Here is a 24,779-nt window from a genome sequence, read left to right on the forward strand (position 1 = left end):
TTACAGTGGCTCCTGTACGAATGCCGTTGTTGCGGTCACCGCGTAGTGGCCGGTAGCGTCCGGGACAAGCTTGGCAATGGCAGAGGTCTCAAGAACCGGATCTATGCGCAGGCAGGCACGTAGGATCATCAACTCATTGGACTGGCCGCTCTTGAAATCCAGAACCGGCTTGGGATCTTCAGAACTGTCCGTGCAGGGGATGTCGTCCGAAAGCAAGATACCAGCGAACGCGTCCTGCTTGACCATTTGCAGTCGCAAATTCCCTGTACAATCCTTGATTCCGGACACTTCGCAAATCCGATCCCTGATCACGTCGTGACTCCAGTCCGTACCTGTGCCCAGCCGAATATCCCTTACGATCAGGTCAACCCCACGCTCCAAAGCAGCATGCCGCATTGTGATGATGGACAGTTCGGCTCCTGCCACGAGAAGCGCCAGGAAGAAGGGTACGAGCATGATGAACTCGATTGTCGCATTCCCTGCCTCGGATTGTCGAAACAGGCGTAGCATCGACAGCTTTCTGCTGATCATTGGGTTAGCCTCAGCTTGCGGATCGACGATGCGATGGATTCAAAGGCTTTCTCAAGGTTCAGGCCACTTACGTCATAGACGTGGCTGTCAGAGCTGGCACAGTCTTTGAGGGTCCTGTATCCGCTTCTGGGCGCTTCGAATGCGATACCGTAAACGATGATACCCTGATCTTTGGCCGCATCACAAATGTGCTTGGTGCGCTGGTTCTTGGCCGACGTTTCGACTTTCGCGTAGGCCTTGGAATACCATTCTGCCCAACCGCTGGACTGCCAGTAATAGTTGTACCGTGCGTTCCATGCCAAAGATACTCGGTTAAACAGTTCAGGATATGTCAACCGAACGGCTGTTCCGGGTTCTTCGTTCAGCTCTGTCTCAGGTTCCGGGTTTCCGTAGGGATGATCCGCCCAAACGTCTTGCTGAGGCCAGAAAAAATTCGGACGACCCTGAGAATGGTACACGGTGTATTCATCAGCTTCCGGGTTGTACCAGACGTCTGACATACCTTCGCGCAGCGATGGGTTAAGCATGTATTGATCGGTGTTCTGACCATCGGTCATAACAATGGCGATTTTCAGAACGTCGGTGCCATAGTCCGAGGGACGGACCGAGAATTTTGATGGCACAATTGTTGTACCTGCATAGGATGGATCCTGTTCCAGTGACAGGTCGCGAACAATTCCGCGCATGCTCGGGTCCAGCAAGGCAGTACCCCACTTCATCCCAATATCGATTGATGTGTTCCCACCGGGGGTGAGGGACGCAATCTGGGCAAGCAGTTTGTTCATATTGTCGGTGACAGGGGTGATTGCACTCCCTGCGCGGACCGGACAAACGGGCAGGTCGATTGACCCTTCAGAATAGGTGAAAGGATCGAAATGGGCGGTGCGCTCCAACGTGTCATCCCGTTCCAGATCAGAATCGCTGTACTGTTCCGGAATGAAGTTTACGCAGTGCGAATAGCTGTGCTCCTGCGTGACATTCGTGAACTTGTCCAGGATTGATGCACCAGCGTTGACCTGCGTTGCATAAGGAACAATCGAGATTGAAATCTGTGTTTCGTCAGGTTTGTCTAGCATGAGCCTCACAAATTCCGACGCAGCTTCTCTCAATACCGCGATTTTTGTCTTTGATGGCGTGGCGGACGATTGAGACATGGAGCCGGAGATGTCGAGAACCAACGAGATTTCGACAGCGCCAATGGATTCTTCAGCCGCGCTGGTCGCAACAAGGCCCAGTTCGGTGACTTTGCCGAACCTCAGATAGCGGGTCGGCACAACCGCTTCAGCTGTAGCAGTTACTTTTTTGGAGCCGAAACCTTCGACGACCGTCGTAATGGCATTCAGATTGCCCAGCCCGGCCTTGTCCATGTAAGAATCGACGACCGCCTTGGCGGGAAGGTCCTGGTCGAGGTCTGCGGCGGCAAGCACAGCGCGGTCCAGTGTGGATTGCAGGCTAGCGCGGTCACGCTCATACTTCATGACATCCATGGCCATGCCGGTAATCGCCAGCATCAGGACCACCATAAACAATACGAAAATGGTGAAGACGCCATCTTCGTTCCGAGCGAACTGCACTAACTTGAACGTTTTGCGCTTCGGTTTCGAGCCGTCGTTACAAAGCAAGGAATTAAGCATTCTGGTTACTCCGCTTCACACGTCGAATTCGTGCGTCAAAGAAAAGAGATTTGGGACAAAGTTAATTTTCAAACGTGGCGTGAATTGGGCGAAAAAGGCTTGGTTTTGGCCTTTTTACGCGCCCGAGGGGTATAATTCGGACCGTTTCAGGTGATCTGTCGATGAAATGAAAACAATTCGTTAAGGAGTTGGCCGATCTGAGCGACTCACCCTAGGGCAACTAAGCATGCGTTCATAAAATGATTAAAAAAAGTGCATTGTTTGATTGCAGCATGCCGTCAGTGGTGCGACAAAACGTCGTGACGTATCGTCATGTACCGCTACGGAGGATTTTATGACCGGCATCAAAGAACCCAGCTTTCGTGAAAGTGTTGACCTGATGTTCAACAGGGCAGCCGCCCTTATGGAGCTGCCGCCGGGGTTGGAGCAAAAGATCCGAGTCTGCAACGCAACCTACACAGTTCGATTTGGTGTTCGGTTGCGTGGTGAAATTCATACCTTCACCGGCTACAGATCTGTCCACTCGGAACATATGGAGCCGGTCAAGGGCGGTATTCGATATGCCACCGCAGTGAATCAGGACGAAGTCGAAGCCCTGGCTGCGCTGATGACGTATAAGTGCGCGCTTGTTGAAACGCCGTTTGGTGGCTCCAAGGGGGGGCTTTGCATTGATCCACGAGAATATGAAGAGCATGAGCTGGAACAGATCACGCGGCGATTTGCGTATGAGCTTGCAAAGCGAGACCTGATAAACCCATCGCAAAACGTGCCTGCGCCCGATATGGGCACCGGCGAACGTGAGATGGCCTGGATCGCCGACCAATACGCGCGGATGAACACAACGGATATCAACGCGCGCGCCTGCGTCACCGGCAAGCCCTTGAATGCGGGCGGCATTGCCGGGCGGGTCGAGGCGACCGGACGTGGCATCCAATATGCGCTGCGCGAGTTTTTCCGCCACCCTGAAGACATTCAAAAAGCAGGTTTGTCGGGCAAACTGGATGGTAAGCGCATTATCGTGCAGGGGCTTGGCAATGTAGGTTATCACGCAGCCAAGTTCCTGAGCGAGGAAGATGGCGCGCGCATCACCGGAATCATCGAATGGGACGGTGCACTATTTAATCCCGACGGCATTGACGTCGAAGCCGTGCGGCAGTGGATTGTCAAACACGGCGGCGTAAAAGACTATCCCGATGCGACCCATTCCGCTGAAAGTGCAGCAGTGATGGAGGCCGAATGCGACATTCTGATCCCGGCGGCTTTGGAGGGTGTTATTAACCTGTCGAACGCCGATCGGATCAAGGCGCCGCTGATTATCGAAGCTGCCAATGGTCCGGTTACCGCTGGCGCGGATGAAGTCCTGCGCAAGAAAGGCACAGTGATCATCCCCGACATGTATGCAAATGCGGGCGGTGTGACGGTGTCTTATTTTGAATGGGTCAAGAACCTTAGCCATATCCGCTTTGGCCGGATGCAGCGTCGACAGGAAGAATCGCGTCATGAACTGATCGTCAGCGAGCTGGAAAGGCTGGACCGGTACCTGGGCGATGCATGGTCGATGTCGCCGGACTTTAAGGCCAAGTACCTCAAAGGCGCGGATGAGCTTGAGCTGGTGCGCTCGGGTCTCGATGACACAATGCGCATTGCTTATCAGTCGATGCGTGAGGTTTGGCACAGCCGTGATGATGTCGAGGACCTGCGCACGGCGGCTTATATCGTGGCGATTGACCGTGTTGCGAAAAGCTACCGCGCCAAAGGTCTCTGAATCAGACAGGCGGGGTGATCAATTCGCCCCGCCTGCATCGGCTGCGGCTTGAATGTCCATGACAGCCCGTTAGGTTGACGGGCAATCTACGTCAAAGAAACGAATCTCCGGAGAATTCCATGTTGCGTATCGCTTTTGTTGCGGCTCTGTTGGCCACCCCTTTGGCCGCTCAGGAAACCAAGGAGCAAAGCTGCAAGTATCAAGCAGATGTGGTGGCTGCGATTCAAAAGGCGCGACTGGACCGTGTAAACGAACGTGACGTTGTACAAGCGGTGGCGGATAGCGGCCCGACATGGCCCGAAAACTACAATGCTGCAATCCCGCTGATCACACCTTGGGTTTATGAGCAAAAGATGCGGGATGTGCGCAAGAAAGACCTGGGCGCGGCGTGGCTTGAACTGTGCCTGCAACAATAATCCACAACCCGGCAATTTCCCTGTGGACAACCGCGCGCCATCCCCTTGGCGCGCGTTCCTGTTTCTGTCAGGTTTGACTCATGTCATTGCCCCCCGGATTTCTGGACGAATTGCGCACGCGGCTCAGCCTGTCTCAGGTTGTCGGGCGCAAAGTCATGTGGGACCAACGCAAGTCCAATCCGGGCAAAGGGGATATGTGGGCGCCTTGCCCGTTCCATCATGAAAAGACGGCCTCGTTCCACGTGGATGACCAAAAGGGGTTTTACTACTGCTTTGGCTGTCACGCCAAAGGCGACGCGATTAGTTTTGTGAAAGAGACCGAGAATGTCTCGTTCATCGAAGCTGTCGAGATTCTGGCCCGCGAAGCCGGGATGCCGATGCCTGCGCGCGATCCGAAGGCGCAGGAAAAACAGGACCACCGAACACAGCTGGCTGATGTGATGGAGCAGGCAGCGCAGTTCTTCCGCCTGCAACTCAAGACCGGGGCAGGAGCCGCCGCACGAGACTACCTCGCGCGCCGCGGGTTGAACGCGCAAGCACTGGACCGGTGGGAGATTGGATTTGCCCCGGACGATTGGCAGGCGCTTTGGGACCATCTGCGCGGCAAGAACGTGGCCGAGGACCTGATCCTTGGGGCCGGGCTGGCCAAGCCCTCGAACAAGGGCAAAAAGCCTTATGACACCTTCCGCAACCGCATCATGTACCCGATCCGCGACCCGCGCGGGCGTTGTATCGCGTTTGGCGGGCGGGCGATGGACCCCAATGACAACGCGAAATACCTGAACTCGCCCGAGACCGAGCTGTTCGACAAAGGACGCAGTCTTTACAATCAAGGCCCGGCACGTCAGGCGGCGGGGAAGGGTCAGCCGCTGATCGTGGCCGAAGGCTATATGGACGTGATCGCGCTGGTCGAAGCCGGCTTTGGCGCGTCGGTTGCCCCTTTGGGAACGGCCATCACCGAACATCAATTGCAACTGCTGTGGCGGATATCGGACGAGCCGATCATTGCGCTGGACGGCGACACAGCAGGTCTGCGCGCGGCGATGCGGGCGGTTGATCTGGCTTTGCCGCTGCTCGAAGCTGGAAAGTCGCTGCGGTTTGCCCTGATGCCCGAGGGCAAAGACCCCGACGACCTGCTGCGCGTCGATGGGGCAGGCGCCGTGAAGGCCGTGCTGGATGGAGCCATTCCGATGGTCAAGCTGCTGTGGCAGCGCGAGACCGACGGCAAGGTGTTCGACAGCCCCGAACGCAAGGCGGCTTTGGACAAGTCCCTGCGCGAGAAAATCAAGCTTATCCGCGACCCATCGATCCGGGCGCATTATGGGCAAGAGATCAAGGATCTGCGCTGGCAATTGTTCCGTCCGCAACGGCAGCCGCAATCCCGGCAATGGCAACCGCGCGGCAAATGGGTGCCGCCAAAACAGCCCGCCACGCCCGGCGCACGGTCCTCGTTTTTGGCCTCGTCCGAGAATGCCGAGATTCAACTGCGCGAAGCGGCCATTCTGGCTATTGCCGCGCTTAACCCCCAAGTCGTCGTGCAGTTCGAACACCAAATGGAAGAAATGGAATGCCGTGATCCCGATCATGCTGCATTGCGAACTGCAATCCTGCGCCACGCGATCGATGACCCGGACAATCTGAAGGACCACATTACCGAAACTTTAGGGCCCTCGGCCCTTGAAAACCTGCTGGCCCTTCGCCATGTCGCCGTAATACCCTGTGTGTTCAAACCAGGCGACGTCGAAAAGGCCGAGATGACACTGGCCGAAGAACTCGCGAAAATCAAAGCGCTCCGGGGGTTGGATGCTGAGATTGCCGAAGCCGCAGAGGAGTTGTCCGATCTGGCCGATGAGGCGCTGACATATCGGCTGGCGCAAGCGGCAGAAGAACGCAATCGGACAAGCCGAAGCCAGAATGAGGACAAGGCCATATTCGACATCGCCGACAACGGGGCGCGAATCAACCGCGACGAGAAAGACGCGTTCGAGGCGATTATGTCCGGCATCAAATTCGAGCGGAAACGCCGGTAAAATGGTGTTTTCGTAAGGCACTGGAAAAGAAAAACAGGTAAACGGGTGGTCGAATCACTTCTACGCGCTAATGATTCGGTTCAAACGAATCACCCATCCCTGCAGGAGCATTGAATGGCCGCCAAAGATACGACCGAAGATAGCAAATCCGACGAGCAGGAACAGGAAATCTCGCTGGACATGAGCCAGGCCAACGTCAAGAAGATGATCGCCGAGGCCCGCGAGAAAGGTTACATCACCTACGATCAGCTCAATCAGGTATTGCCGCCTGATCAGGTCAGTTCGGAACAGATCGAAGACGTTATGTCGATGCTGTCCGAGATGGGCATCAACATCATCGAAGATGAAGAGGCCGAAGAGGAAGAGAACAAAGGCTCGACCGATCTGACAACCACAGAAAGCAACCGTGAGGTTGCGTTGGCAGGGGCCGCCACCGAAAAGCTGGACCGCACCGACGACCCTGTTCGCATGTATCTGCGCGAGATGGGTTCGGTTGAACTGCTCAGCCGTGAGGGCGAGATTGCCATCGCCAAGCGGATTGAAGCAGGGCGCAACACCATGATCGCAGGCCTGTGCGAAAGCCCGTTGACCTTCCAAGCGATCACCATCTGGCACGATGAATTGTTGTCCGAAGACATTCTGCTGCGGGATGTCATCGATCTGGAAACCACGTTTGGCAACCAGCTGGACGAAGACGGCGACGCGCCAGTCGTTGATGCGTCTGCCGTGCAGGCTGCAAAACCTGCAAGAGAGGCCGGGCCGGAACTGGATGCGGATGGCAACCCGATCACCAGCGACGACGATGATGACGAAGACGATCAGGTTAATATGTCGCTAGCCGCGATGGAAGCGGCATTGAAGGATCAGGTTCTGACCACTCTGGAACGGATCTCTACCGATTTCGCGATGCTGTCTGAAATGCAGGACAGCCGTATTTCGGCCACCCTGAACGAGGATGGCACGTTCAGCGAAGAGGACGAGGCGACTTATCAGAAGTTGCGGGCCGAGATTGTGCAACTGGTGAATGGTCTTCACCTGCACAACAACCGGATCGAAGCTTTGATCGATCAGCTTTACGGTATCAACCGTCGCGTTATGGCGCTGGACAGCTCGATGGTGAAGCTGGCCGATCAGGCGCGGATCAACCGTCGCGAGTTCATCGACGAATACCGCGGCCGCGAACTTGACCCGAACTGGCTGGCCGAGATGGCGGAAAAGCCGGGTCGGGGTTGGCAGATGTTCATCGAACGCTCGACCGCGAAGGTCGAAGAGCTGCGCAACGACATGGCTCAGGTCGGCCAGTATGTGGGTCTGGACATCAGCGAATTCCGCCGCATCGTTCAGCAGGTACAGAAGGGCGAAAAAGAGGCGCGGCAGGCCAAGAAGGAAATGGTCGAAGCCAACCTGCGTCTGGTGATCTCGATCGCCAAGAAGTACACGAACCGCGGCCTGCAATTCCTTGATCTTATTCAGGAAGGTAATATCGGCCTGATGAAGGCGGTAGACAAGTTCGAATACCGCCGCGGCTATAAATTCTCGACCTATGCAACGTGGTGGATTCGTCAGGCTATCACGCGTTCGATCGCGGATCAGGCGCGCACGATCCGTATTCCGGTTCACATGATCGAAACGATCAACAAGCTGGTCCGGACCGGCCGCCAGATGCTGCACGAGATCGGCCGCGAACCGACACCCGAGGAACTGGCCGAAAAGCTGCAAATGCCGCTTGAGAAGGTTCGCAAGGTGATGAAAATCGCCAAAGAGCCGATTTCGCTGGAAACGCCGATTGGTGACGAAGAAGACAGCCAGCTGGGTGATTTCATCGAGGACAAGAATGCCGTGCTGCCTCTGGACAGCGCCATTCAGGAAAACCTCAAGGAAACCACCACACGGGTTTTGGCATCGCTCACCCCGCGCGAAGAACGTGTGCTGCGGATGCGTTTCGGCATCGGTATGAACACCGACCACACGCTTGAAGAGGTGGGTCAGCAGTTCAGCGTGACCCGCGAACGTATTCGCCAGATCGAAGCGAAGGCGCTGCGGAAGCTGAAGCATCCCAGCCGATCCCGAAAACTTCGGTCCTTCCTGGATCAATAATTTCCAAGGCGCCTCACCCGAGGCGCCTTTTTTCAATCAAGGCGCTCTTCACGATGGCCTGTTCTCCCATCACATTGGCGGGAACGCACAAGGCCCGGACCTTCTGTCCTTCTATATCCGTTCTGTCCACTCATGGGACGGGCCGGGGCGAGGTTTTTCAAGCTGATGACCCCCGGTCTCACGTCCGTATCGGGTGTGCCAATCGTGTCTTGAACGCGCTGGGCGGCTGGCCTGTCCAACGTTTGAAAGCGGTCGAAAATGCGGCCTGATCCGCATAGCCCAGCGAATAGGCGATTTCGGACAAGGGCATTTCATTCTTGATAAAGGTCTGCGCCAGGTCGCACCGCAGTTCGTCGACAACATCGCGATAGCTGGTGCCTTCATCCCTGAGGCGCCTGCTGAAGGTTCTAAGGCTCATCCCCAGATCAGCCGCGACGCTTTCGGCCTGCGGGATTGCGCCGGGCAGGGAACGGGTAACCAGCCCTTCGACCTTGGAGCGGGTCAGATGTTTGGGGGCGCCTCTCTCAGAAAGCAGGCGATCTGCATATCCCAGCAAGTGCTCTCTGAGTTGGGGGTCATATGTCGGCACAGGCAGGTCCAGCGCGGAAAGTGGCAGGATAATCTCGAGGTTCTCAGCCCCAAAGGTCACGGGAAAACCGGCAAGCTTCTCAAATCTTCGGGCGTGGTCGCCGACCCTGTGCTGAAACCGAATTTCTATCGGATAGAGATTGACTTGCGTCAGGTTCCGCATTCTGGCCAGGGTCGCAAATATCAGGAATTCGGTGCGTCTATGATACCGCGCAAATCCGGGGTCTTTCCACTCGGCTTCCAAGGTCGCAAAGTTACCCGCGACGCGCAGGTTAAGCGCGATGGCAGGGTCGATGATGCCGTGAAAGCGCGAGAGGTTCTCCATCACCTGTTTCAGATCGCGGGAATACTTGCTGATATAGGCGGTCACGGTCGAGGCTGACGTAACCTCAAGACCCGTGCGAGCCGCAAACGTGACGTCGTGGGTGGCGTCACATGCATAACGGATAAACAAAGCCTCGCTTTGTACGCTGTAGGTTGAGACCGGCGGCGCGATATCCTGAGGGCGCAGCCCTGCCATCTTCAGGACATTACAGGACATATCGCCATTTCCGGAATAGCGGTCCAGTGCCTGAACAAACAGATGAAGTCGGCCGATATCGACATCCATCGCGAAGCAGTACCTCAAATTTTCAAATACATAAGCGGACTATTACAGAATTCTCTTTCATGATCGACGGTGCTGACAAGTCGATTTCACACAGAAACAAGCCATCGGTGGCAAATTCTCGAAATTTATTGACCGGTATGGACAAGCGTCGCCATGTGCAACGAACCAATTCAGCAATGTTGCCGGGTCCAGACCTTTATGGGGATGAGGTCAGAGCCTCGGGGAAATCACCAGCCTCTGGTCAAGGCTCCCCGGCACGCCCCCATACCTTTCGTACATGTCGCATTGCTTCGCTCAGGTGGTTTTGTCAGGCTGGCTTTAAGTCAAAAATACTGGTGAAAAACCTTGCAAGATGTTTTTGAGAATACAGGGGTTTATGACCAAAACCTGATTGTGTTTGACGGCGAATGCGTGCTGTGTTCGGGGTTTTTCCAGTTTATGCTGAAACGTGACCGGCGCCATGTTTTCCAATTTGCCACGGCGCAGTCCCCGCTTGGGCAAAAACTGTACCGAGATCTCGGCCTTCCCACACAGGATTTTCAAACCAATCTGGTGGTCGTGGATGGCGCTGTTTTTCAGCATCTGGATGCATTTTCTGAGGCGATGCGACAGTTGCGCGCTCCGTGGTCGCTGTTATCAATATGCCGGTTTCTGCCTCGGCCCATCAAGGATCCGGCCTATCGCTTGATCGCACGAAACAGATACGCGTTCTTTGGGCGTTCCAAGACATGTCTGGTTCCCTGTCCCGATATCAGGGCTCGTTTTGCCGAAAACGGGTACTAGCGATGGGAGATCCCTTTCTTAAGGCGATAGGATCGACCGAAAGGTTGCCAAGGGCGGTTCGAGTTCTGCACACGAGCGAGGGCTACTTTACGGGGCGCTGCGACATCGAACGTGGCAAAGGGCTATGGGTTGCCCTTGCAACACGTCTGGCCGGATTTCCGCGAAGCGGCAAAGACGTCCCCGTTTCTTTGCACATTGGTGCAAATGGCGAATTCTGGTCATGGGACCGGAATTTCGCGGGCCACAAAACCCGATCAACTCTGAAATATGATACGAAAAGAGAGTGTGTTCGGGAATCTTTCGGCTCGATCTCAATCTGGTTAAAGCCCATTTGGCGGGAAAACGGAATGGATATCAAAATCCTCCGCCTGACCGTGTTTGGTATTCCGATGCCAGCTTTTACCTTGCCGCGATCAAGAACGCGCGAATGGCAGGACAAAACGGGGCGCTTTCGGTTTGATGTGTCTGCTGGCGCGCCGAGACTGGGAATGTTGATCAGGTATCAGGGATGGCTCACGCCGGTTCACGTATCGCACGAGACAGATTAAACAGAACGTGAGCGACCCTGTGCCGACGAAGCTAATGGCCTAACCTTTTTGACACACACAATCAGGGAAGTAATGACAATGAAACATACACGGACATTTGCCGCGATTGCCGCCCTGGCGTTCAGCATTCCCATGGCTGCTGACGCAGCGCCGCACGGGTACCGGACCGAGCCGATAAACGCTACTGACTTCGAGGTTATTCCGCGCGGCGACCAGCGTACCGAAGGATACTGGTGCGCGGCAGCGGATTATGCACGGCGTACTTTGGGCGCGGGCTGGCGCGATCCGATCTACGTGTTGCGCGGGTATGGGCCAAGCGTCACCACAGGGCGTAAAACAGCGGTTCAGTTTTCGATCAAGCCGCCACAGAATGTCGGTGCGCAGCCAAGCAGCTTTGTTTCGGTTGGTTTTCAGCCGGGGTACAGCATATCTGTACAAGGCGCGAATGCCAGGTGTAACTATCGACCGTTCTTTAACGACTGACAAAACGGCGAGACACCGTGAATGCAGACTGAATTTGTAATTCAGACCCAAGGTTCAGGTCTTTACGAGTTCACGGCCGAGTTGACGCATTGGCTGGGGCAGGTGGCGACGGATGGCTTACTGACGCTTTTCGTTCGCCACACCTCCTGTTCGTTGCTTATTCAGGAAAACGCGGATCCCGAAGTTCAAACCGACCTTCGGGCGTTCTTCGAAAGGCTGGTGCCGTCATCCAATCACCCGTCAATGTCGTATCTAAGGCATACTTATGAAGGCCCCGATGACATGCCCGCGCATATAAAAGCTGCGCTGTTGCCTGTATCCTTGTCGATACCTGTGTCGCAGGGTCGCCCATGCCTTGGAACATGGCAGGGGATATATCTGTTTGAACACCGCACGGCACCACACCAGAGACGGATTGCAGCGCACCTGGCCTGACCCTTTATCTAGCGGTTGAAATTTCCGACTACCCAAATCCTAGTTGCTGCCCTATAGTTGTGGATAAGTAAGTCGCAGCGCTTACAAAAAGAGGCGGAACAAGGGACGAGGAGACGGCGGATGCGCTGCCCGTTTTGCGGAAATATCGATACTCAGGTAAAAGATTCACGTCCGGCAGAGGATCACGTGGCAATCCGCCGACGCCGGTTCTGCCCGGCCTGTGGCGGACGGTTCACGACCTATGAACGTGTGCAACTGCGTGATTTGGTTGTCATAAAGACCAATGGGAAGCGCGAGGATTTCGACCGCGACAAACTGGAACGTTCGATCCGTATCTCAATGCAGAAACGGCCAGTTGATCCTGAACGGATCGATCAGATGATATCGGGTATCGTACGTCGGCTGGAAAGCATGGGCGATACGGATATCCCGTCCCACAAGATCGGCGAGATCGTCATGGAAGCTCTGGCGCGGATCGATACCGTCGCTTATGTTCGCTTTGCGAGTGTGTACAAGAATTTCCAGGCGGCCGATGATTTTGAGGAGTTTGTCCACGAACTGCGCCCGCCGCAGCCACCGACGGACGAGTGAGCGAAACAGATAAGCGATTCATGGCGCTGGCCCTGTCACTGGGGCGGCGCGGCCAGGGGATGTGCTGGCCAAACCCTGCAGTGGGTTGTGTTATCGTGCGCAAAGGCCGGATTGTCGGGCGCGGTTGGACCCAGCCGGGCGGTCGCCCCCATGCCGAGACCGAGGCTTTGGCGCAAGCCGGGCAGGCCGCGCACGGTGCGACCGCCTATGTAACTTTGGAACCCTGCGCCCATCACGGCAAGACACCCCCCTGTGCCGAGGCTTTGATTGCTGCGGGTGTCGCCCGTGTCGTGGCCGCCGTGGAAGACAGTGATCCGCGCGTCGCAGGGCAGGGCTTTGCCAAGTTGCGCGAGGCCGGAATTAAGGTCGTAACAGGTGTCCTCGCAGAGCAGGCGGAACGTGATCTGGAAGGCTTCTTCCTGAAGACGGAACAAGGCCGACCTTTCGTGACCCTCAAGCTGGCCAGCAGTTTTGATGGGCGGATCGCAACCTCGACCGGACACAGCCAATGGATTACCGGGCCACAGGCGCGTCGTGTTGTCCATGCCATGCGTGCGCGTCACGATGCGGTGATGGTCGGAGCGGGTACTGCGCGGGCCGACGATCCGTCACTGACGGTTCGGGATCTTGGCGTTGAACATCAACCGGTGCGCGTTGTCGTTTCGCGCCATATGGACATATCCCTGATGGGACATTTGGCCCGCACAGCATCAAAGACACCTGTCTGGCTCTGCCATGCGCATCACCCGGACGCCGAGCGCGCGAAAGCCTGGGAAGGACTGGGCGCAAGGCTGATCCCATGCGCGTTGAAAGATCATCAGATTGACGCGGTCGATCTGCTCCATCAATTGGGGCAAGCCGGTCTGACCAGCGTCTTCTGCGAAGGGGGGGCGGCGCTGGCGGCGTCACTGCTGGCCGAGGATCTGGTGGATGAACTGGTCGGATTTACTGCCGGATTGACCATCGGAGCCGAGGGGCTGGCGGCAGTTGGAACATTGGGGTTAACGACGCTGGACGCGGCGCCAAGATTCGAGCTGATGGAAACCAATAGGGTGGGTGAGGATATCCTGCACCGTTGGCGCAGGGCGTCTGACTAGGTTTAGCGCCACAAGTGCGCATGTGTCGCAAACACGCCCTGAAGTTTTGACAGAACACGATTGAAGGGACCGGTCGGGGCACAAGTGCCCTGCGCCAGACGTTCAACGGCAACCTCGACGGGGCAGGGTTGCCCCGTGACCGGGTCGAAATAGCGAGGATAATCAATAAGGGTGGCATGGACGAGGCCCATCAACGTCGGTCGCGCACCACGCCGGGCAGGAACAGCCCCCAGATCCGTGGTCAGCCCCCAACCCGCATAAAAAGGCGCGCCCAGAGTTGTAACCTTCACGCCGCGCAGCAAAGCTTCGAACCCCAGAAGCGACGTCATGGTCCATACTTCCTGCACGTGCAGCAACAATGATGCGGGGTCTGTTTGGGTTGCAACGATGTCGGCAATTGCCTCGGCATCGATCCTGCCTTCGCGCAAACCCGCTTCGACATCGGGGTGGGGTTTGTAAATCAGGATCGCGTCGGGATTGGCGTCGCGCGCAGCTTTCAGCAGGTCCAGATTGTTGCGAACCGCGCTGGTACCCAACAGGATTGAGGCATCGTCCTCGACCTGTCCGGGCACAAGAATACGATGGCCTTCGGGCAGGGGGCTGGCGGGATTGCCGGTATTGTATTTGCTCAAGCCTGCGGCCAAGAGGTTCTCGATAAGACGCTCTGCGCGCAGGTCCTGATCCGGCCTCAACGTTTCACGCAAAGTGATCAACTCTTCCAACTGGCTGGGTTTTGTCGGGTCGTAATAGATACCGAATTCGTCCGTCACCAGCGACAGTGGCGGGACCAGTGCCGCCCCAAGTCCGCGTGAACGTAAGAACCCGTCTTCGACCCGAACCGCCCCTTCGGTGTTTCTTGCCTGGCTGGCCCAGACCATGTGGGGGTGGTCCGGTGTGCCGGGTTGAGATGCCGTAAAGCGCAGCTTTCCATGTTGTCCGAAGAACTGTTGCAGATGCCTGCGTTTCCACAAGCGCATCCCGGATGCCGTCCAGCCGTTCTTGTCCTGTCGCCAAACGCGGGTCTGTGCCTCTAACGTGTCCAGCACCGTTTCCAGCTCGCACAGCTGATCGCGATAGGGATCGTACCAAGTCGGGTAAAGCAGCATGGCGGCCGCGAACAATTGTGCCCGTGTCAGGCTGCGCTGACGACGCGGAACGGGGCGGTCATCCTGCGTCAGGCCCCATCCTGCATAGAAAGGTTGGCCGAAAACACGCGGTTTGTGGCCAGCCAGAATTGCCTCAAACCCCAGTTGCGAGGACACGGTATAGACAGCGACAGCCCCTTCAAGCAACGGCCATGGGCTGATCGGGTCGCTGAACTGCGATATCCGGTCTGACAGGTCCTGATTGGTAAAATGCCCCTGACGGTGACCAGCCAGTGTTTCAGGATGCGTCTTGATCAGGATACGCGCGCCGGGGTTTTCCTCCTGCGCCAAGACAAGCATTTCAAGAAACCGGGCGCGGTCCGCTCCGCTTGCTGTTACCGACGCATCGCCAACCGTCTGATCAATCACCAGAACATAACCCGGATCGGGTGGGTCAAGATCGAGATCGAAGGCGGAATACTTGCTGAGGTTAAGCTCCCTGATCCGCGTGATCGCGGCGCGGGCACGGTTCAGCAGGGCCGTGTCATCCAGGGGGTGCGTGGCCAGCACTGTTTCAAGCTCAGACGGCGTGGCGGCATCGAAATGCAGGCCGGAACGATCCAGTAACAGCCCCAAAGGGGGCTCGCCATTCCGGCCCGGGTGCAGAGATCTGAGAAAGGCGTCCTCGACCCGCAGAACCGGGGCAGCGTGTTTTTCGGCGATCTTAAGGCCGCGATGTGCTGTCGGGCTGTTACCCCAGACGCCTACGCAATCGCCGTCTTTGGGATATCCCAGACGAATGTCGTAACCCGAAAGCGACAGGATTCGTCTCAGACGATTCTGGGTCAGAAAGCCGCCGTTATAGACGAACAGCCGATTTTGCCCGCTCCCGGCTGACGTGTCGGGATCGGGCCTCATGCATCAATTGCCGGTTAGGGTGGCAACGTTTGCAACGGGTGTCAGACCGCCTGCGATAAGTGAGATCGATTTGCTCCATTGTGCATAGGGCGCTTCGGTCACGTAGATCGTATCATCGTCCCGGATCACGAAATCGCGTGCAATGAACAGGCCGTTGGGGGCTGTCAGGTTCAGCAGGTAGATCATGCGCTGATCCCCTTTGAGGTCGGCGCGTCCGGTGATACTGCGGGCGACATCCTGACGTTCCTTGCGCAGGATAAAGATACCCGTTGGATCTGAGGACAGCGTCAGCAGACCACCGACCTGTGCCAAGGCTTCCAGTGCCGACAGGTCCTGGCTTTCAAATGCCACGCGCGACTGGCCCCCGGTTGCGCCAAGGGCGATATACGATCTGCTGTCCTCTTCCACCAGAATGCGGTCGCCACCGCGCAGGGCGACGTCCAGCTTGGGGTTGCGAAACAGGTCCTCGTACCAGACGGTACCCTTCTGATCGCCCCGGATCAGGGTCACCAGCGCGATGTCAGACGCGACCGAGACTCCGCCTGCCTGGGACAACATACCAAGCAGCGACCGGGTTGGCCGTTCAATCGGATAAATGCCCGGCGCGGCAACCGTGCCCGTCAGCGAGACGGTGGACCCGTCACCAGCGACGCGCCGCACTTCGACCTGCGGGTCCGGCGTTTGCTCCTGAAGCTTGTCTGTGATCAGAACGCGCAGCTGTTCCGGCGTGTTTCCCGCAGCCCGAATCCGGCCTGCATAGGGAACAAAGATAAATCCGTCGCTGTCGACCTGAACCTCATTCAACGTGGTTGCAAGACCGGTTTCGCCGGACAGAAGGCCATCGTCGACGTTTTCCCAGATGGTCAGCCCCAGCACGTCGCCAGGGCGGACGGTATCCGCGGTCAATGTCTGGGCACTGCTAAAGGAGGAAGAAAAACCATACTGAGGAATAGCGGATGTCGCGCGTGTGACGTTGTCATCAACTTCAACGACAAATGCGTTGCCCCCTTTTTGAACTGAACCGGCCAGAATTTCGGATTTGTTCGGTCCGGATTTTGGCAGCTGGCACGCGGCCAGCAGGCCAATTGCAGCCACAAAGGACACGCCCCGAATCCATCGCCTAGGAGAGACTTTCACCGCCCGATATCCTCAGTCTTTTGTAGTTGCGTGCAGATTAGCTGGTAAGTTGCTTAACTTCCAGTCACACACCACCCGTTTCATTCGACGACTTTCAACTGTGTCGTTCGCGCCTCGTTCGTATTCAGAACCGATTGGTAGGGATCGTTGGTGTCCAAAAGCATATCCACGGCGCGGCGCAGCAGCTGACGGCGCCCTCGTCTTGAATAGAACCCGCCGGGTACCTGACTGGTTTCCAGAAGAAATTGCCGATAACAGCGATAGGCTTCGGAATCGGGGCGGCAAGGATCGGCAAAAAACGCCGCGATCGGCTGCTGCGAGACGAAATCGGGTTTGTCATAAACCGAACGCCCGAAAATGCGCAATGGAATGCCCCGCCACAGGACCTGCTGTCCGGCGGTGGAATTCACGGTGACGGCCGAATTCGCCTCATCCAGCAATCTGGCCAGCTTGCCGCCCGGCACATAATGAACCCGGTCGTCGATGCCGTGTTTTCTGGCAATCTCACGGGCCCGGCGTCGCAACGGTTCGCGATGGTTTTCCAGGGGGTGTTCCTTTACCACCAGCCTGTGATGGGTCGGCGCGCCTTGCGCAAATCCTTCGATCACCAGCTCAAGAAATTCACACATGCCCGAAAAGCTGGAATGAGCTTTCACCGAGCTGTCATGCCCAAGCTGCAACAGAACGAGGTGGTAGGGGTATCCGCCCCATCTGACCCGCGCCGTCGCCACACTTCGCTGAAGACGATGAAAAGGCATCAAAAACAGGCGCTTGAGGTACAATCTGAATTCTTGCGAGACAGGTAATTCCCTGTGCGGTTGAAAGTTTCGGTAGCGGCTGTTCAGAGTCATCACGAACCAATGATAAAGGGCGCCATAGAAGATATGATGCCGCATGTCTCCCCAATGCGACGGGGGCGGCGGCGCCTTTCGGTCGGACAGGGCCATGGCCTGACGCATCTGCTGAACGTCCAGCGTCATCAGCCGGGAATTTCCATTTGACCCGTCCCGCTCATAGGTCACCCACCAGGGGCGCAGATACCCCTCCTCGAATACATGTACGGTAACTCCGCAAGACCGTGCGATTTCGACCGCACGCGCATGTATGGGTCTGGTGTCGCCATATAGCACAATGTCCGTAACAGCTTTTTCAGCGATTAAAGAGGACAGTGTTGCGGGCCAGTTTTCCGGTTTGTCCTGAAACGGGATGTAACTTGCTTTGTCAAACCAGAACGCCTGATCGCCTGCATTGAATCCAACTCGCCAGACCCGAGCCCCCGTCGCGCGCAACATACGCCCCAAGGCCGGGAAAAAAGGTCCGTGCGGGCCCTGAAGGAACAGGAAGACCCGATCATGAGACCTTAAAGGCGGGTGCTGCATCCGAACTGCTCGTATTGTTGTTGTTGCCAAAACTATGCCCGTTTGGTCGGTGTACGGCAAGGCAGGGCTTGCCCGCGCGGCCCGTTGGCCTTACCTCGACGGTGATAGTCAGGCACAGGTTAGAAACTGAGGGTTAACGGAATGTTTACAGGGATCGTCACCGACATGGGCACCGTCGCCGAGCTGGAGCAGCAGGGTGACCTGCGCGCGCGGATCAAGACCGCCTATGACACTGCGGGCATCGATATCGGGGCCTCGATTGCCAGTGACGGTGTGTGTCTGACCGTGATCGCGCTGGGCGACGATTGGTATGATGTCCAGATCAGCGCGGAAACCGTCTCGAAAACCAATCTCGACACATGGACTGTCGGCAAGCGTGTCAATCTGGAACGTGCCCTGAAGGTTGGTGACGAACTGGGCGGTCATATCGTCTCGGGCCATGTGGATGGCGTAGCCGAGGTGATCGCGATCAAGGAAGACGGCGACAGCACCCGCGTCACCCTGCGCGCACCAAAGGATCTTGCACGGTTCATTGCGCCCAAAGGGTCGGTGGCACTGAATGGCACATCCCTGACGGTCAATGACGTGACAGATTGCGATTTCGGCATCAACTTCATCCCACACACCAAAGAGGTCACCACCTGGGGTGACGTGCAGGTCGGTGACCGGGTCAATCTTGAGATCGATACGCTGGCCCGTTATGTGTCGCGTCTGGCCGAGATGTCCTGATACGATACGTCGCGTCGGAGCAGACCTGCGCCGTTTGTGGACTGGTCTTTGTGCCCTCAGTGGTCTATTCCGCCGTTCAAACATGCCATGCGAAAGGCTGCCCAATGAGCTTTGAGACACCCGGCCCGGTCGAGGCCCGGCTGCGCGACGCGATCAGCCCGATCGAAGACATTATTGAAGAGGCGCGTGCGGGCCGGATGTATATTCTGGTCGACCACGAGGATCGCGAAAACGAGGGCGATCTGGTGATTGCTGCCGAGTTCGCCGATGCCGAGGCCATTAACTTTATGGCCACCCATGGCCGTGGCCTTATCTGTCTGCCGATGACAGCAGAACGTGTCGAAGCGCTTGGGTTGCCGATGATGGCGGTGAACAACTCGTCCCGGCACGAAACCGCATTCACCGTGTCCATCGAAGCGCGCGAAGGGGTCAGTACCGGGATCTCGGCCGCCGACCGTGCGCTGACCGTGGCAACTGCGATCAACGAGCAGAACACGATGGCCCATATCGCAACGCCGGGCCACGTCTTCCCCTTGCGCGCCAAGCGGGGTGGGGTGCTGGTGCGTGCCGGTCATACCGAGGCTGCCGTTGATATCTCGCGTCTGGCCGGTCTGAACCCCTCGGGCGTGATCTGCGAGATCATGAAACCCGACGGCACCATGGCGCGTCTGCCCGATCTGGTTGAGTTTGCGCAAGAGCACAACATGAAGATCGGCACGATCAGTGACCTGATCGCCTACCGGTCGCGCAATGACAATCTGGTGGTCGAAACCTCGCGTCAGATGGTGACGTCAGAATATGGCGGCGAGTGGGAGATGCGGCTGTTCACCGATCAGACCCACGGCATCGAACATGTGGTCATGATCAAGGGCGACATCACCACACCCGAACCGGTGTTGACCCGCACCCATGCCCTGCACGAGGCCCCCGATATTCTGGGTCTTGGTCCGAAATCCTCGCGCGAACTGCCGCGCGCCATGGAAAAGATTGCTGAAGAAGGACGGGGCGTGGTCTGCCTGTTCCGTCAACCGCGCAACTCGCTATACGCCACGGGTGACGAGGGGCCGCGCACCATCAAACAAACCGGTCTGGGGGCGCAGATCCTGTCCAAGATGGGAATTCAGGAACTGGTCCTGCTAACCGACTCGCCGCAAACCGTATATCTGGGGCTTGACGCGTTTGGCCTGTCCATCGTCGGCACCCGTTCGATTCTGAAGGAAGACTGATCATGGCTGCTCAAGACGAACATGGCGTTCTGCCGACACCGACATTTGACAAGCCGGTCAAGCTGCTGATCGTGGCGGCGCCGTTTTATCGTGCGATTGCCGATAACCTGATCACGGGCGCGAAGGCCGAAATCGAAGCCGCGGGTGGCACCTGCGAAGTGGTCGAGGTACCCGGCGCGCTGGAAATCCCAACCGCCATCGCTATGGCCGACCGTCAATGCAACTTTGACGGCTATGTCGCGCTGGGCTGCGTCATTCGCGGTGAGACCACGCATTACGAAACCGTTTGCAACGACTCCAGCCGGGCCATCCAGTTGATGGGCCTGCAGGGCCTGTGCATCGGTAACGGCATTCTGACCGTAGAAAATGACGCGCAGGCCGAAGTCCGCGCGAACCCCAAAAAGATGAATAAAGGGGGTGGGGCTGCTGCTGCGGCCTTGCATCTGATCGCGCTCAGCCGTAAGTGGGGCTCTTCCAAAAAGGGCGTTGGTTTCAAGCCGCCGTCCGAGTCCATCCTTGTGGCGGGCGACAGCAACGGACCCTCGACAGCATGACCAAGACAGACGCGCCGAAACCGGCCAACCAGAAACGCCTGATGAAATCCGCCGCCCGGCTTTATGCCGTGCAGGCGCTGTTCCAGATGGAACAGTCCGGGCAAACGACCGAAGCTGTCGTGAACGAGTTTCTGGATCACCGGTTTGGCGCAGTCTATGAGGGCGAGGAGATGCTGGACGGCGATATCTCGGTTTTCAGGTCCCTGGTTGACAACGCGGTGAACTATCAGGCGGCCATCGACCAGATGACTGACCGTGCGTTGGTGGCCAAATGGCCGATTGCGCGCATCGATCCGACCCTTCGTGCAGTGTTCCGTGCCGCAGGTGCCGAGCTGACCCAATGCGACACACCGCCAAAGGTTGTCATCACCGAATTCGTCGATGTGGCGCGTGCGTTTTTCCCGGAAGGCAAAGAGCCGAAATTCGTCAACGCTGTGCTGGATCACATGGCGCGCGAGGCACAGCCCGAGGCATTCTGACGCCTTTACGAGAACCAGATATGCGCTAACTTGAATGTCATAGCGCAAAGAGGTTCGCCATGCCCAAACTGATCCGCCTTTATATCACGCAAGTTGCCTGGGGCTTTGTCATTTCGGCTGTGTTTGTCGGCGTTCTGTTGGCGCTGAATGTCGCAAACCTGCGCCATCTGATAACCAGTTCGGAAATCGGCTTTATCGCTTTGGTGATGATCTGGTTCATGAACGGCATTGTCTTTGCCGGTGTTCAGTTCGCCTACAAGATCATGAGCATGGCAGAAAAGCCGCAAGGCCCGCGCCGGGGGACACCTGTTGTACACAGCTTTGAACCGGCGGTTGCAAAGCAGGAAGCCCGCGCAGGGCGCTGAACTTCCGTGGAAAATGTGGCGGGACCACCAAACAACCGTGTGGTTTGATTCCCGAGGACCTGTATATACAGGTGGGCGCCAGGTAATCAGGCCAGGACCTGAACAGAGCCAGCCCCCTCGGAATTGCTTAAGGCCACCAGAATGCTACCTTTCACAAGAAGGGCAGAACCCGCCACGCGCTTAAGTAGGGCGTATGACGGGTTCGCACAAGGGGTCAGGCATCAACAGTTTCGTGCAATGCCGTGCGCATCTTGCCAAAGTGTTCGTCCCAACCCTTGTCCAGCGCCAGGATCAGGCCAAAGGCATCGGCCCCCTGCGGCAGGCCTTCATGCCGAAGGTCAAGGCGCGTCCCGCCTGCGACGGGTTCCAGGGTCCACTTGACTACGCTCACCGCGTCGCCCATCGGTTTTACGGTGAACGTGTATTCCAGATATTTGGGAGGGTTGGCAACGCGAACCTCACCCCAGATCAACAGGTCGCCGCTTGTCGTGCCAAACATCTCCAGCTTTTGACCCGCGGACAGAGTATGTCGAGGTTTGTGGAACCATTCCGCCAGACGATCCGGGTCTGTAAGATAAGCCCAAACCGTTTCCGGCTCGGCCCTCAGAAAGATCGATTTATTCAGAACTGCATCGGTCATTTCGATTTCCTTTCAACAGCTTCCTTGAGAGAGTTGAGGCGATCGTCCCAGAACTGGTCAAAATATCTGAGCCAGTCCAAAACGGGGGCCATCCCCTGTGGTTCAAGACGGTTAATGCGTTCGCGGCCGCGGGTTTCAACGGTGATCAAGCCGCCGTCGGATAGCACGGTCAGATGTTTTTTGACCGCGGCCCGGGTCATGTCGAACCGGTCTGTCAACTGCCCGATGGTCATGTCCTGAGACGAGAGCAATTGCACAATGTCCCTACGTGTGGGATCGGCCAGCGCACGAAACGCGTTTTGAGTTCGGTTATCCATAAGCAACCCCGGAAGAGATACCATTTGGTATCATATTAATGCGACACCCAAAGGTATCATGTCAAGTGCGACGCAGCACTTTACTTTTGTTCCCTAATTGTTCACATTTCTGACATGACTTTAGATCTGCAGCCCGGACAGAAACTGGCGCGTGGCGTCGCACGCCACCTTGCCGCACATGGTTTTGTTTCTGTTGAAGAATTCGTTCCGGCACGTGGTCTACGTGTCGATGTAATGGGCCTAGGTCCCAAAGGTGAACTTTGGGTGATCGAATGCAAATCCAGCCGTGCCGATTATCAATCGGATGCCAAATGGCAGGGCTATCTGGAATGGTGCGACCGATTCTTCTGGGCCGTGGATACCGAGTTTCCGACCGATCTGTTACCTGACGAAACGGGCTTGATCATTGCTGATGCCTATGATGCCGAGATCGTGCGCATGGCGCCCGAGGACAAGCTTGCTCCAGCGCGGCGCAAAAAGATGATCCAGAAATTTGCAACAGATGCAGCACGCCGACTGCATGCACTGCGCGATCCGCGCTTGTAAAAAGCTCAGCCTTTGACGGCGAGGGCGGCCTGTATCGCGGCGCGGATCTCGTCTGCGATTTCTTCGGCTTCTTCGGGATCGAAATCCATCGGAATCTCGATGCCGTCGGCTTCGATGAACAAGCGCACCATCCCCTGATCGGTCGGGCCGATTTGCAGGTTGGCCTGTATATCGCGTTCGGTATTGATGCCCATCTGTGCCTCCGAGCCTGAGCGTTCGTGCTAACGCGCACGGGGTTGAGAATCAAGTCACCTTTGCGGTCAGATAAGACATGGATAAAGTGGTTCTCAGAACGTTTCGCCCCGATGATGCCGCGTGGCTGGTTGAACAGCACGGGTTGCTCTATGCGCGCGACGAAGGATTTGATGACAGCTTTGCCCCATTGGTTGCGCGCATCCTTGAGGAGTTCATTGCAGACAACGACCCGTCCTTTGAAAAAGGCTGGATTGCTGAACGGACTGGACAAAGATTGGGTAGCATCTTCTGCGTGCGCGTGGACCAAACAACCGCCAAACTGCGCCTCTTCCTGCTTGTCCCCGAGGCGCGCGGACTTGGGTTGGGGAAACGGCTGTTACAGACCTGTACAGATTTTGCACGCGAGGCTGGATATCGGGAAATGGTTCTGTGGACCCATGAAAGCCATACGGCCGCCTGCGCGCTTTACAGGGCGTTTGGCTGGGAACTGATAGACAGCAAACCGGTGCATTCCTTTGGGGTCGATCTTGTCGAACAAAGCTGGAGAATTCGGCTTTAATCCTCTTGCATTCCCCGGACGCGTTCGGTACATCGCCCCTCACGAAGTGCCGCCTTAGCTCAGTTGGTTAGAGCGCTGGATTGTGGATCCAGAGGTCCCCTGTTCAAGCCAGGGAGGCGGTACCATTCCCCCAAAATCGACTGTCCGTGTTCGCACCGCCAAGCGCATTACAAACATAGTGTAGGCTCGAACGCCGGAAAGTCCGGCGCGCTGATCTTTAGCGCGCCAGGTTCAGTTTGAACCGCATTTTCACCCGTTTCGCAGTGGGCAGGTGGCGGTTCAGGCGTTTGTTTATGAGGCCAAAACCCCCGACAATCACCAATGTCAGCAAGATGAAATAGAACGCCAGAATTGGATAGGGGATAAACGGGTTGAACGTCTTGTCCGCGAAATAGCTGGCGTAATAGAGCGCGTCGCCGCGCTGCTGCCAGGCCGGAAAGGCCGAGAAGAAGACCAGCGTGGTGGCGTGGAACAGAAAGATGGCTTCGTTCGTGTAGGCAGGCCAGGCCAGCCGCAACATGGTTGGCCAGACGATCCGCCGAAACCGCGACCAGCCGGACATACCATAGGCATCTGCCGCTTCGATATCTCCCTTGGGGATCGAGCGCAGAGCACCATAAAAAATCTCACCTGAATAGGCTGCGGTGTTCAGGAACAGCACGATCAGTGCGCCGAGCCAAGCCGAGGTGAAGGCGTCAAACAGTGGATAGGTTTTCTTCAGCGACAGGAAGAAGAAATAGGCAAAGAAGAACTGGATAAAGAGCGGCGAGCCCCGGAACAGAAAGATGAACCATTCGGCAGGTTTGCGCAGCCATTTGTTGGTCGAGGCTTTGCCGACGGCCAGTGCAGTGGCCAGAAAGAACCCGGTCGTCAGCGCCATGACGCCGAAATAGATGTTCCAGATCATGCCCGAGCCGATCAGGGTGAACTGTTCGCACAGGGTGAAATCGGTCTTGGGCAGCAGGCGCTCCCCAATGCCAAGCGAACGCAGGCCGTAATCCTGAATGGTCTGGATGCAGCTCATGCTCGGGCTCCCTGAAAA

27 protein-coding genes and 1 tRNA gene are annotated in these 24,779 nt (G+C 56.9%); 18 read left to right on the forward strand and 10 right to left on the reverse strand.

Translation table 11 applies throughout. The features are described 5' to 3' along the window. Both ACR0BK_RS10735 and ACR0BK_RS10740 read right to left on the reverse strand, forming a co-directional pair. Entirely contained in the window at positions 1–531 is a 531-nt protein-coding gene (locus ACR0BK_RS10735; protein ID WP_480554629.1) for a TadE/TadG family type IV pilus assembly protein, read from the reverse strand. After that, positions 528–2,165, reverse strand: coding sequence for a Tad domain-containing protein (locus ACR0BK_RS10740; RefSeq protein ID WP_480516532.1), 1,638 nt, complete (start codon positions 2,163–2,165; stop codon positions 528–530). Before ACR0BK_RS10740 ends, ACR0BK_RS10735 begins: the two co-directional genes overlap by 4 nt. A gap of 334 nt (positions 2,166–2,499) precedes the next feature. Between ACR0BK_RS10740 and ACR0BK_RS10745 the strand changes: the two genes are divergently transcribed. The 4 genes from ACR0BK_RS10745 to rpoD all read left to right on the forward strand — a co-directional run bounded on the left by ACR0BK_RS10745 (position 2,500) and on the right by rpoD (position 8,473). Next, entirely contained in the window at positions 2,500–3,930 is a 1,431-nt protein-coding gene (locus ACR0BK_RS10745; RefSeq protein ID WP_480476402.1) for a Glu/Leu/Phe/Val family dehydrogenase, read from the forward strand. 119 nt (positions 3,931–4,049) lie between these two features. Continuing rightward, on the forward strand, positions 4,050–4,346 hold the full coding sequence (locus ACR0BK_RS10750) for a hypothetical protein (RefSeq protein ID WP_480554631.1): 297 nt from the start codon (positions 4,050–4,052) through the stop codon (positions 4,344–4,346). Between the two features lie 80 nt (positions 4,347–4,426). Further along, positions 4,427–6,376 (forward strand): DNA primase, encoded by a 1,950-nt coding sequence (gene dnaG / locus ACR0BK_RS10755; protein WP_480554632.1) that lies wholly within the window; start codon positions 4,427–4,429, stop codon positions 6,374–6,376. Between the two features lie 114 nt (positions 6,377–6,490). Next, complete coding sequence (gene rpoD, locus ACR0BK_RS10760) at positions 6,491–8,473, forward strand: RNA polymerase sigma factor RpoD (protein ID WP_480476408.1); 1,983 nt, start codon at positions 6,491–6,493, stop codon at positions 8,471–8,473. A 178-nt stretch (positions 8,474–8,651) separates the two neighbouring features. On the opposite strand, the gene ACR0BK_RS10765 is transcribed toward rpoD, so the two are convergent. Further along, positions 8,652–9,671: a helix-turn-helix domain-containing protein gene (locus ACR0BK_RS10765; RefSeq protein ID WP_480516538.1), complete on the reverse strand. Its 1,020-nt coding sequence runs from the start codon at positions 9,669–9,671 to the stop codon at positions 8,652–8,654. A 438-nt stretch (positions 9,672–10,109) separates the two neighbouring features. Here ACR0BK_RS10765 and ACR0BK_RS10770 point away from each other — a divergent pair, with 438 nt between their 5' ends. The 6 genes from ACR0BK_RS10770 to ribD all read left to right on the forward strand — a co-directional run bounded on the left by ACR0BK_RS10770 (position 10,110) and on the right by ribD (position 13,608). Then, the gene (locus tag ACR0BK_RS10770; protein WP_480554723.1) at positions 10,110–10,454 is read left to right on the forward strand and encodes a thiol-disulfide oxidoreductase DCC family protein; all 345 of its coding nucleotides are present in this window, start codon (positions 10,110–10,112) and stop codon (positions 10,452–10,454) included. 2 nt (positions 10,455–10,456) lie between these two features. After that, a complete protein-coding gene (locus tag ACR0BK_RS10775; RefSeq protein ID WP_480554633.1) occupies positions 10,457–11,002 on the forward strand; it encodes a DUF4166 domain-containing protein in 546 nt (181 codons plus the stop codon). 78 nt (positions 11,003–11,080) lie between these two features. Next, positions 11,081–11,485: a hypothetical protein gene (locus tag ACR0BK_RS10780; protein WP_480493482.1), complete on the forward strand. Its 405-nt coding sequence runs from the start codon at positions 11,081–11,083 to the stop codon at positions 11,483–11,485. Positions 11,486–11,506: 21 nt separating this feature from the next. After that, on the forward strand, positions 11,507–11,920 hold the full coding sequence (locus tag ACR0BK_RS10785) for a secondary thiamine-phosphate synthase enzyme YjbQ (RefSeq protein ID WP_480554634.1): 414 nt from the start codon (positions 11,507–11,509) through the stop codon (positions 11,918–11,920). Between the two features lie 120 nt (positions 11,921–12,040). After that, positions 12,041–12,511, forward strand: a complete 471-nt coding sequence (gene nrdR, locus ACR0BK_RS10790) for a transcriptional regulator NrdR (protein WP_267367325.1) — start codon at positions 12,041–12,043, stop codon at positions 12,509–12,511. Beyond that, positions 12,508–13,608, forward strand: coding sequence for a bifunctional diaminohydroxyphosphoribosylaminopyrimidine deaminase/5-amino-6-(5-phosphoribosylamino)uracil reductase RibD (gene ribD / locus ACR0BK_RS10795; RefSeq protein ID WP_480554635.1), 1,101 nt, complete (start codon positions 12,508–12,510; stop codon positions 13,606–13,608). Before nrdR ends, ribD begins: the two co-directional genes overlap by 4 nt. 2 nt (positions 13,609–13,610) lie before the next feature. Here ribD and ACR0BK_RS10800 read toward each other — a convergent pair whose 3' ends face one another. The 3 genes from ACR0BK_RS10800 to ACR0BK_RS10810 all read right to left on the reverse strand — a co-directional run bounded on the left by ACR0BK_RS10800 (position 13,611) and on the right by ACR0BK_RS10810 (position 18,127). Continuing rightward, positions 13,611–15,611: a capsular polysaccharide biosynthesis protein gene (locus ACR0BK_RS10800; protein WP_480554636.1), complete on the reverse strand. Its 2,001-nt coding sequence runs from the start codon at positions 15,609–15,611 to the stop codon at positions 13,611–13,613. 3 nt (positions 15,612–15,614) lie between these two features. Then, positions 15,615–16,748, reverse strand: coding sequence for a polysaccharide biosynthesis/export family protein (locus ACR0BK_RS10805; protein ID WP_480516551.1), 1,134 nt, complete (start codon positions 16,746–16,748; stop codon positions 15,615–15,617). Between the two features lie 80 nt (positions 16,749–16,828). Further along, on the reverse strand, positions 16,829–18,127 hold the full coding sequence (locus ACR0BK_RS10810) for a capsule biosynthesis protein (protein WP_480554637.1): 1,299 nt from the start codon (positions 18,125–18,127) through the stop codon (positions 16,829–16,831). 141 nt (positions 18,128–18,268) lie between these two features. On the opposite strand from ACR0BK_RS10810, the gene ACR0BK_RS10815 reads away from it, so the two are divergent. The 5 genes from ACR0BK_RS10815 to ACR0BK_RS10835 all read left to right on the forward strand — a co-directional run bounded on the left by ACR0BK_RS10815 (position 18,269) and on the right by ACR0BK_RS10835 (position 21,480). Further along, entirely contained in the window at positions 18,269–18,856 is a 588-nt protein-coding gene (locus ACR0BK_RS10815) for a riboflavin synthase (RefSeq protein ID WP_480476428.1), read from the forward strand. A gap of 104 nt (positions 18,857–18,960) precedes the next feature. Next, positions 18,961–20,082, forward strand: a complete 1,122-nt coding sequence (gene ribB / locus ACR0BK_RS10820) for a 3,4-dihydroxy-2-butanone-4-phosphate synthase (RefSeq protein WP_209504308.1) — start codon at positions 18,961–18,963, stop codon at positions 20,080–20,082. Between the two features lie 2 nt (positions 20,083–20,084). Further along, positions 20,085–20,636: a 6,7-dimethyl-8-ribityllumazine synthase gene (locus ACR0BK_RS10825; RefSeq protein WP_209504307.1), complete on the forward strand. Its 552-nt coding sequence runs from the start codon at positions 20,085–20,087 to the stop codon at positions 20,634–20,636. Next, positions 20,633–21,115 carry a transcription antitermination factor NusB gene (gene nusB / locus ACR0BK_RS10830; RefSeq protein ID WP_480554638.1) on the forward strand — a complete coding sequence of 161 codons (483 nt, stop codon included), beginning with the start codon at positions 20,633–20,635 and terminating at the stop codon, positions 21,113–21,115. The genes ACR0BK_RS10825 and nusB overlap by 4 nt, the downstream gene beginning before the upstream one ends. Positions 21,116–21,174: 59 nt before the next feature. Beyond that, positions 21,175–21,480, forward strand: coding sequence for a hypothetical protein (locus ACR0BK_RS10835; RefSeq protein ID WP_480476434.1), 306 nt, complete (start codon positions 21,175–21,177; stop codon positions 21,478–21,480). A 214-nt stretch (positions 21,481–21,694) separates the two neighbouring features. On the opposite strand, the gene ACR0BK_RS10840 is transcribed toward ACR0BK_RS10835, so the two are convergent. Together ACR0BK_RS10840 and ACR0BK_RS10845 are read right to left on the reverse strand one after the other, a co-directional pair. Beyond that, entirely contained in the window at positions 21,695–22,120 is a 426-nt protein-coding gene (locus ACR0BK_RS10840; RefSeq protein ID WP_480476436.1) for an SRPBCC family protein, read from the reverse strand. After that, a complete protein-coding gene (locus tag ACR0BK_RS10845) occupies positions 22,117–22,461 on the reverse strand; it encodes an ArsR/SmtB family transcription factor (RefSeq protein ID WP_480554640.1) in 345 nt (114 codons plus the stop codon). Before ACR0BK_RS10845 ends, ACR0BK_RS10840 begins: the two co-directional genes overlap by 4 nt. A 90-nt stretch (positions 22,462–22,551) precedes the next feature. Between ACR0BK_RS10845 and ACR0BK_RS10850 the strand changes: the two genes are divergently transcribed. Next, positions 22,552–22,983: an MmcB family DNA repair protein gene (locus ACR0BK_RS10850; protein WP_480554641.1), complete on the forward strand. Its 432-nt coding sequence runs from the start codon at positions 22,552–22,554 to the stop codon at positions 22,981–22,983. 5 nt (positions 22,984–22,988) lie between these two features. Here the strand turns inward: ACR0BK_RS10850 and ACR0BK_RS10855 are convergent, their stop codons facing one another. Then, on the reverse strand, positions 22,989–23,177 hold the full coding sequence (locus ACR0BK_RS10855) for a DUF6324 family protein (protein WP_117869403.1): 189 nt from the start codon (positions 23,175–23,177) through the stop codon (positions 22,989–22,991). A gap of 77 nt (positions 23,178–23,254) precedes the next feature. Between ACR0BK_RS10855 and ACR0BK_RS10860 the strand changes: the two genes are divergently transcribed. Further along, a complete protein-coding gene (locus ACR0BK_RS10860) occupies positions 23,255–23,737 on the forward strand; it encodes a GNAT family N-acetyltransferase (RefSeq protein WP_480554642.1) in 483 nt (160 codons plus the stop codon). A gap of 48 nt (positions 23,738–23,785) precedes the next feature. Continuing rightward, positions 23,786–23,862, forward strand: a tRNA-His gene (locus tag ACR0BK_RS10865). Between the two features lie 92 nt (positions 23,863–23,954). On the opposite strand, the gene ACR0BK_RS10870 is transcribed toward ACR0BK_RS10865, so the two are convergent. Further along, positions 23,955–24,761 carry an ABC transporter permease gene (locus tag ACR0BK_RS10870; RefSeq protein WP_480554643.1) on the reverse strand — a complete coding sequence of 269 codons (807 nt, stop codon included), beginning with the start codon at positions 24,759–24,761 and terminating at the stop codon, positions 23,955–23,957. Positions 24,762–24,779 lie beyond the last annotated feature (18 nt).

This window comes from Ruegeria sp. AF1, assembly GCF_056542125.1.

Bases quoted from the DNA above. Each gene is read 5' to 3' on its own strand.
- ACR0BK_RS10735 (WP_480554629.1), bottom strand. From the start codon at position 531: ATGATCAGCAGAAAGCTGTCGATGCTACGCCTGTTTCGACAATCCGAG.
- ACR0BK_RS10740 (WP_480516532.1), bottom strand. From the start codon at position 2,165: ATGCTTAATTCCTTGCTTTGTAACGACGGCTCGAAACCGAAGCGCAAA.
- ACR0BK_RS10745 (WP_480476402.1), top strand. From the start codon at position 2,500: ATGACCGGCATCAAAGAACCCAGCTTTCGTGAAAGTGTTGACCTGATG.
- ACR0BK_RS10750 (WP_480554631.1), top strand. From the start codon at position 4,050: ATGTTGCGTATCGCTTTTGTTGCGGCTCTGTTGGCCACCCCTTTGGCC.
- dnaG (WP_480554632.1), top strand. From the start codon at position 4,427: ATGTCATTGCCCCCCGGATTTCTGGACGAATTGCGCACGCGGCTCAGC.
- rpoD (WP_480476408.1), top strand. From the start codon at position 6,491: ATGGCCGCCAAAGATACGACCGAAGATAGCAAATCCGACGAGCAGGAA.
- ACR0BK_RS10765 (WP_480516538.1), bottom strand. From the start codon at position 9,671: ATGGATGTCGATATCGGCCGACTTCATCTGTTTGTTCAGGCACTGGAC.
- ACR0BK_RS10770 (WP_480554723.1), top strand. From the start codon at position 10,110: ATGCTGAAACGTGACCGGCGCCATGTTTTCCAATTTGCCACGGCGCAG.
- ACR0BK_RS10775 (WP_480554633.1), top strand. From the start codon at position 10,457: ATGGGAGATCCCTTTCTTAAGGCGATAGGATCGACCGAAAGGTTGCCA.
- ACR0BK_RS10780 (WP_480493482.1), top strand. From the start codon at position 11,081: ATGAAACATACACGGACATTTGCCGCGATTGCCGCCCTGGCGTTCAGC.
- ACR0BK_RS10785 (WP_480554634.1), top strand. From the start codon at position 11,507: ATGCAGACTGAATTTGTAATTCAGACCCAAGGTTCAGGTCTTTACGAG.
- nrdR (WP_267367325.1), top strand. From the start codon at position 12,041: ATGCGCTGCCCGTTTTGCGGAAATATCGATACTCAGGTAAAAGATTCA.
- ACR0BK_RS10800 (WP_480554636.1), bottom strand. From the start codon at position 15,611: ATGAGGCCCGATCCCGACACGTCAGCCGGGAGCGGGCAAAATCGGCTG.
- ACR0BK_RS10810 (WP_480554637.1), bottom strand. From the start codon at position 18,127: ATGCAGCACCCGCCTTTAAGGTCTCATGATCGGGTCTTCCTGTTCCTT.
- ACR0BK_RS10815 (WP_480476428.1), top strand. From the start codon at position 18,269: ATGTTTACAGGGATCGTCACCGACATGGGCACCGTCGCCGAGCTGGAG.
- ribB (WP_209504308.1), top strand. From the start codon at position 18,961: ATGAGCTTTGAGACACCCGGCCCGGTCGAGGCCCGGCTGCGCGACGCG.
- ACR0BK_RS10825 (WP_209504307.1), top strand. From the start codon at position 20,085: ATGGCTGCTCAAGACGAACATGGCGTTCTGCCGACACCGACATTTGAC.
- nusB (WP_480554638.1), top strand. From the start codon at position 20,633: ATGACCAAGACAGACGCGCCGAAACCGGCCAACCAGAAACGCCTGATG.
- ACR0BK_RS10835 (WP_480476434.1), top strand. From the start codon at position 21,175: ATGCCCAAACTGATCCGCCTTTATATCACGCAAGTTGCCTGGGGCTTT.
- ACR0BK_RS10840 (WP_480476436.1), bottom strand. From the start codon at position 22,120: ATGACCGATGCAGTTCTGAATAAATCGATCTTTCTGAGGGCCGAGCCG.
- ACR0BK_RS10845 (WP_480554640.1), bottom strand. From the start codon at position 22,461: ATGGTATCTCTTCCGGGGTTGCTTATGGATAACCGAACTCAAAACGCG.
- ACR0BK_RS10850 (WP_480554641.1), top strand. From the start codon at position 22,552: ATGACTTTAGATCTGCAGCCCGGACAGAAACTGGCGCGTGGCGTCGCA.
- ACR0BK_RS10855 (WP_117869403.1), bottom strand. From the start codon at position 23,177: ATGGGCATCAATACCGAACGCGATATACAGGCCAACCTGCAAATCGGC.
- ACR0BK_RS10860 (WP_480554642.1), top strand. From the start codon at position 23,255: ATGGATAAAGTGGTTCTCAGAACGTTTCGCCCCGATGATGCCGCGTGG.
- ACR0BK_RS10870 (WP_480554643.1), bottom strand. From the start codon at position 24,761: ATGAGCTGCATCCAGACCATTCAGGATTACGGCCTGCGTTCGCTTGGC.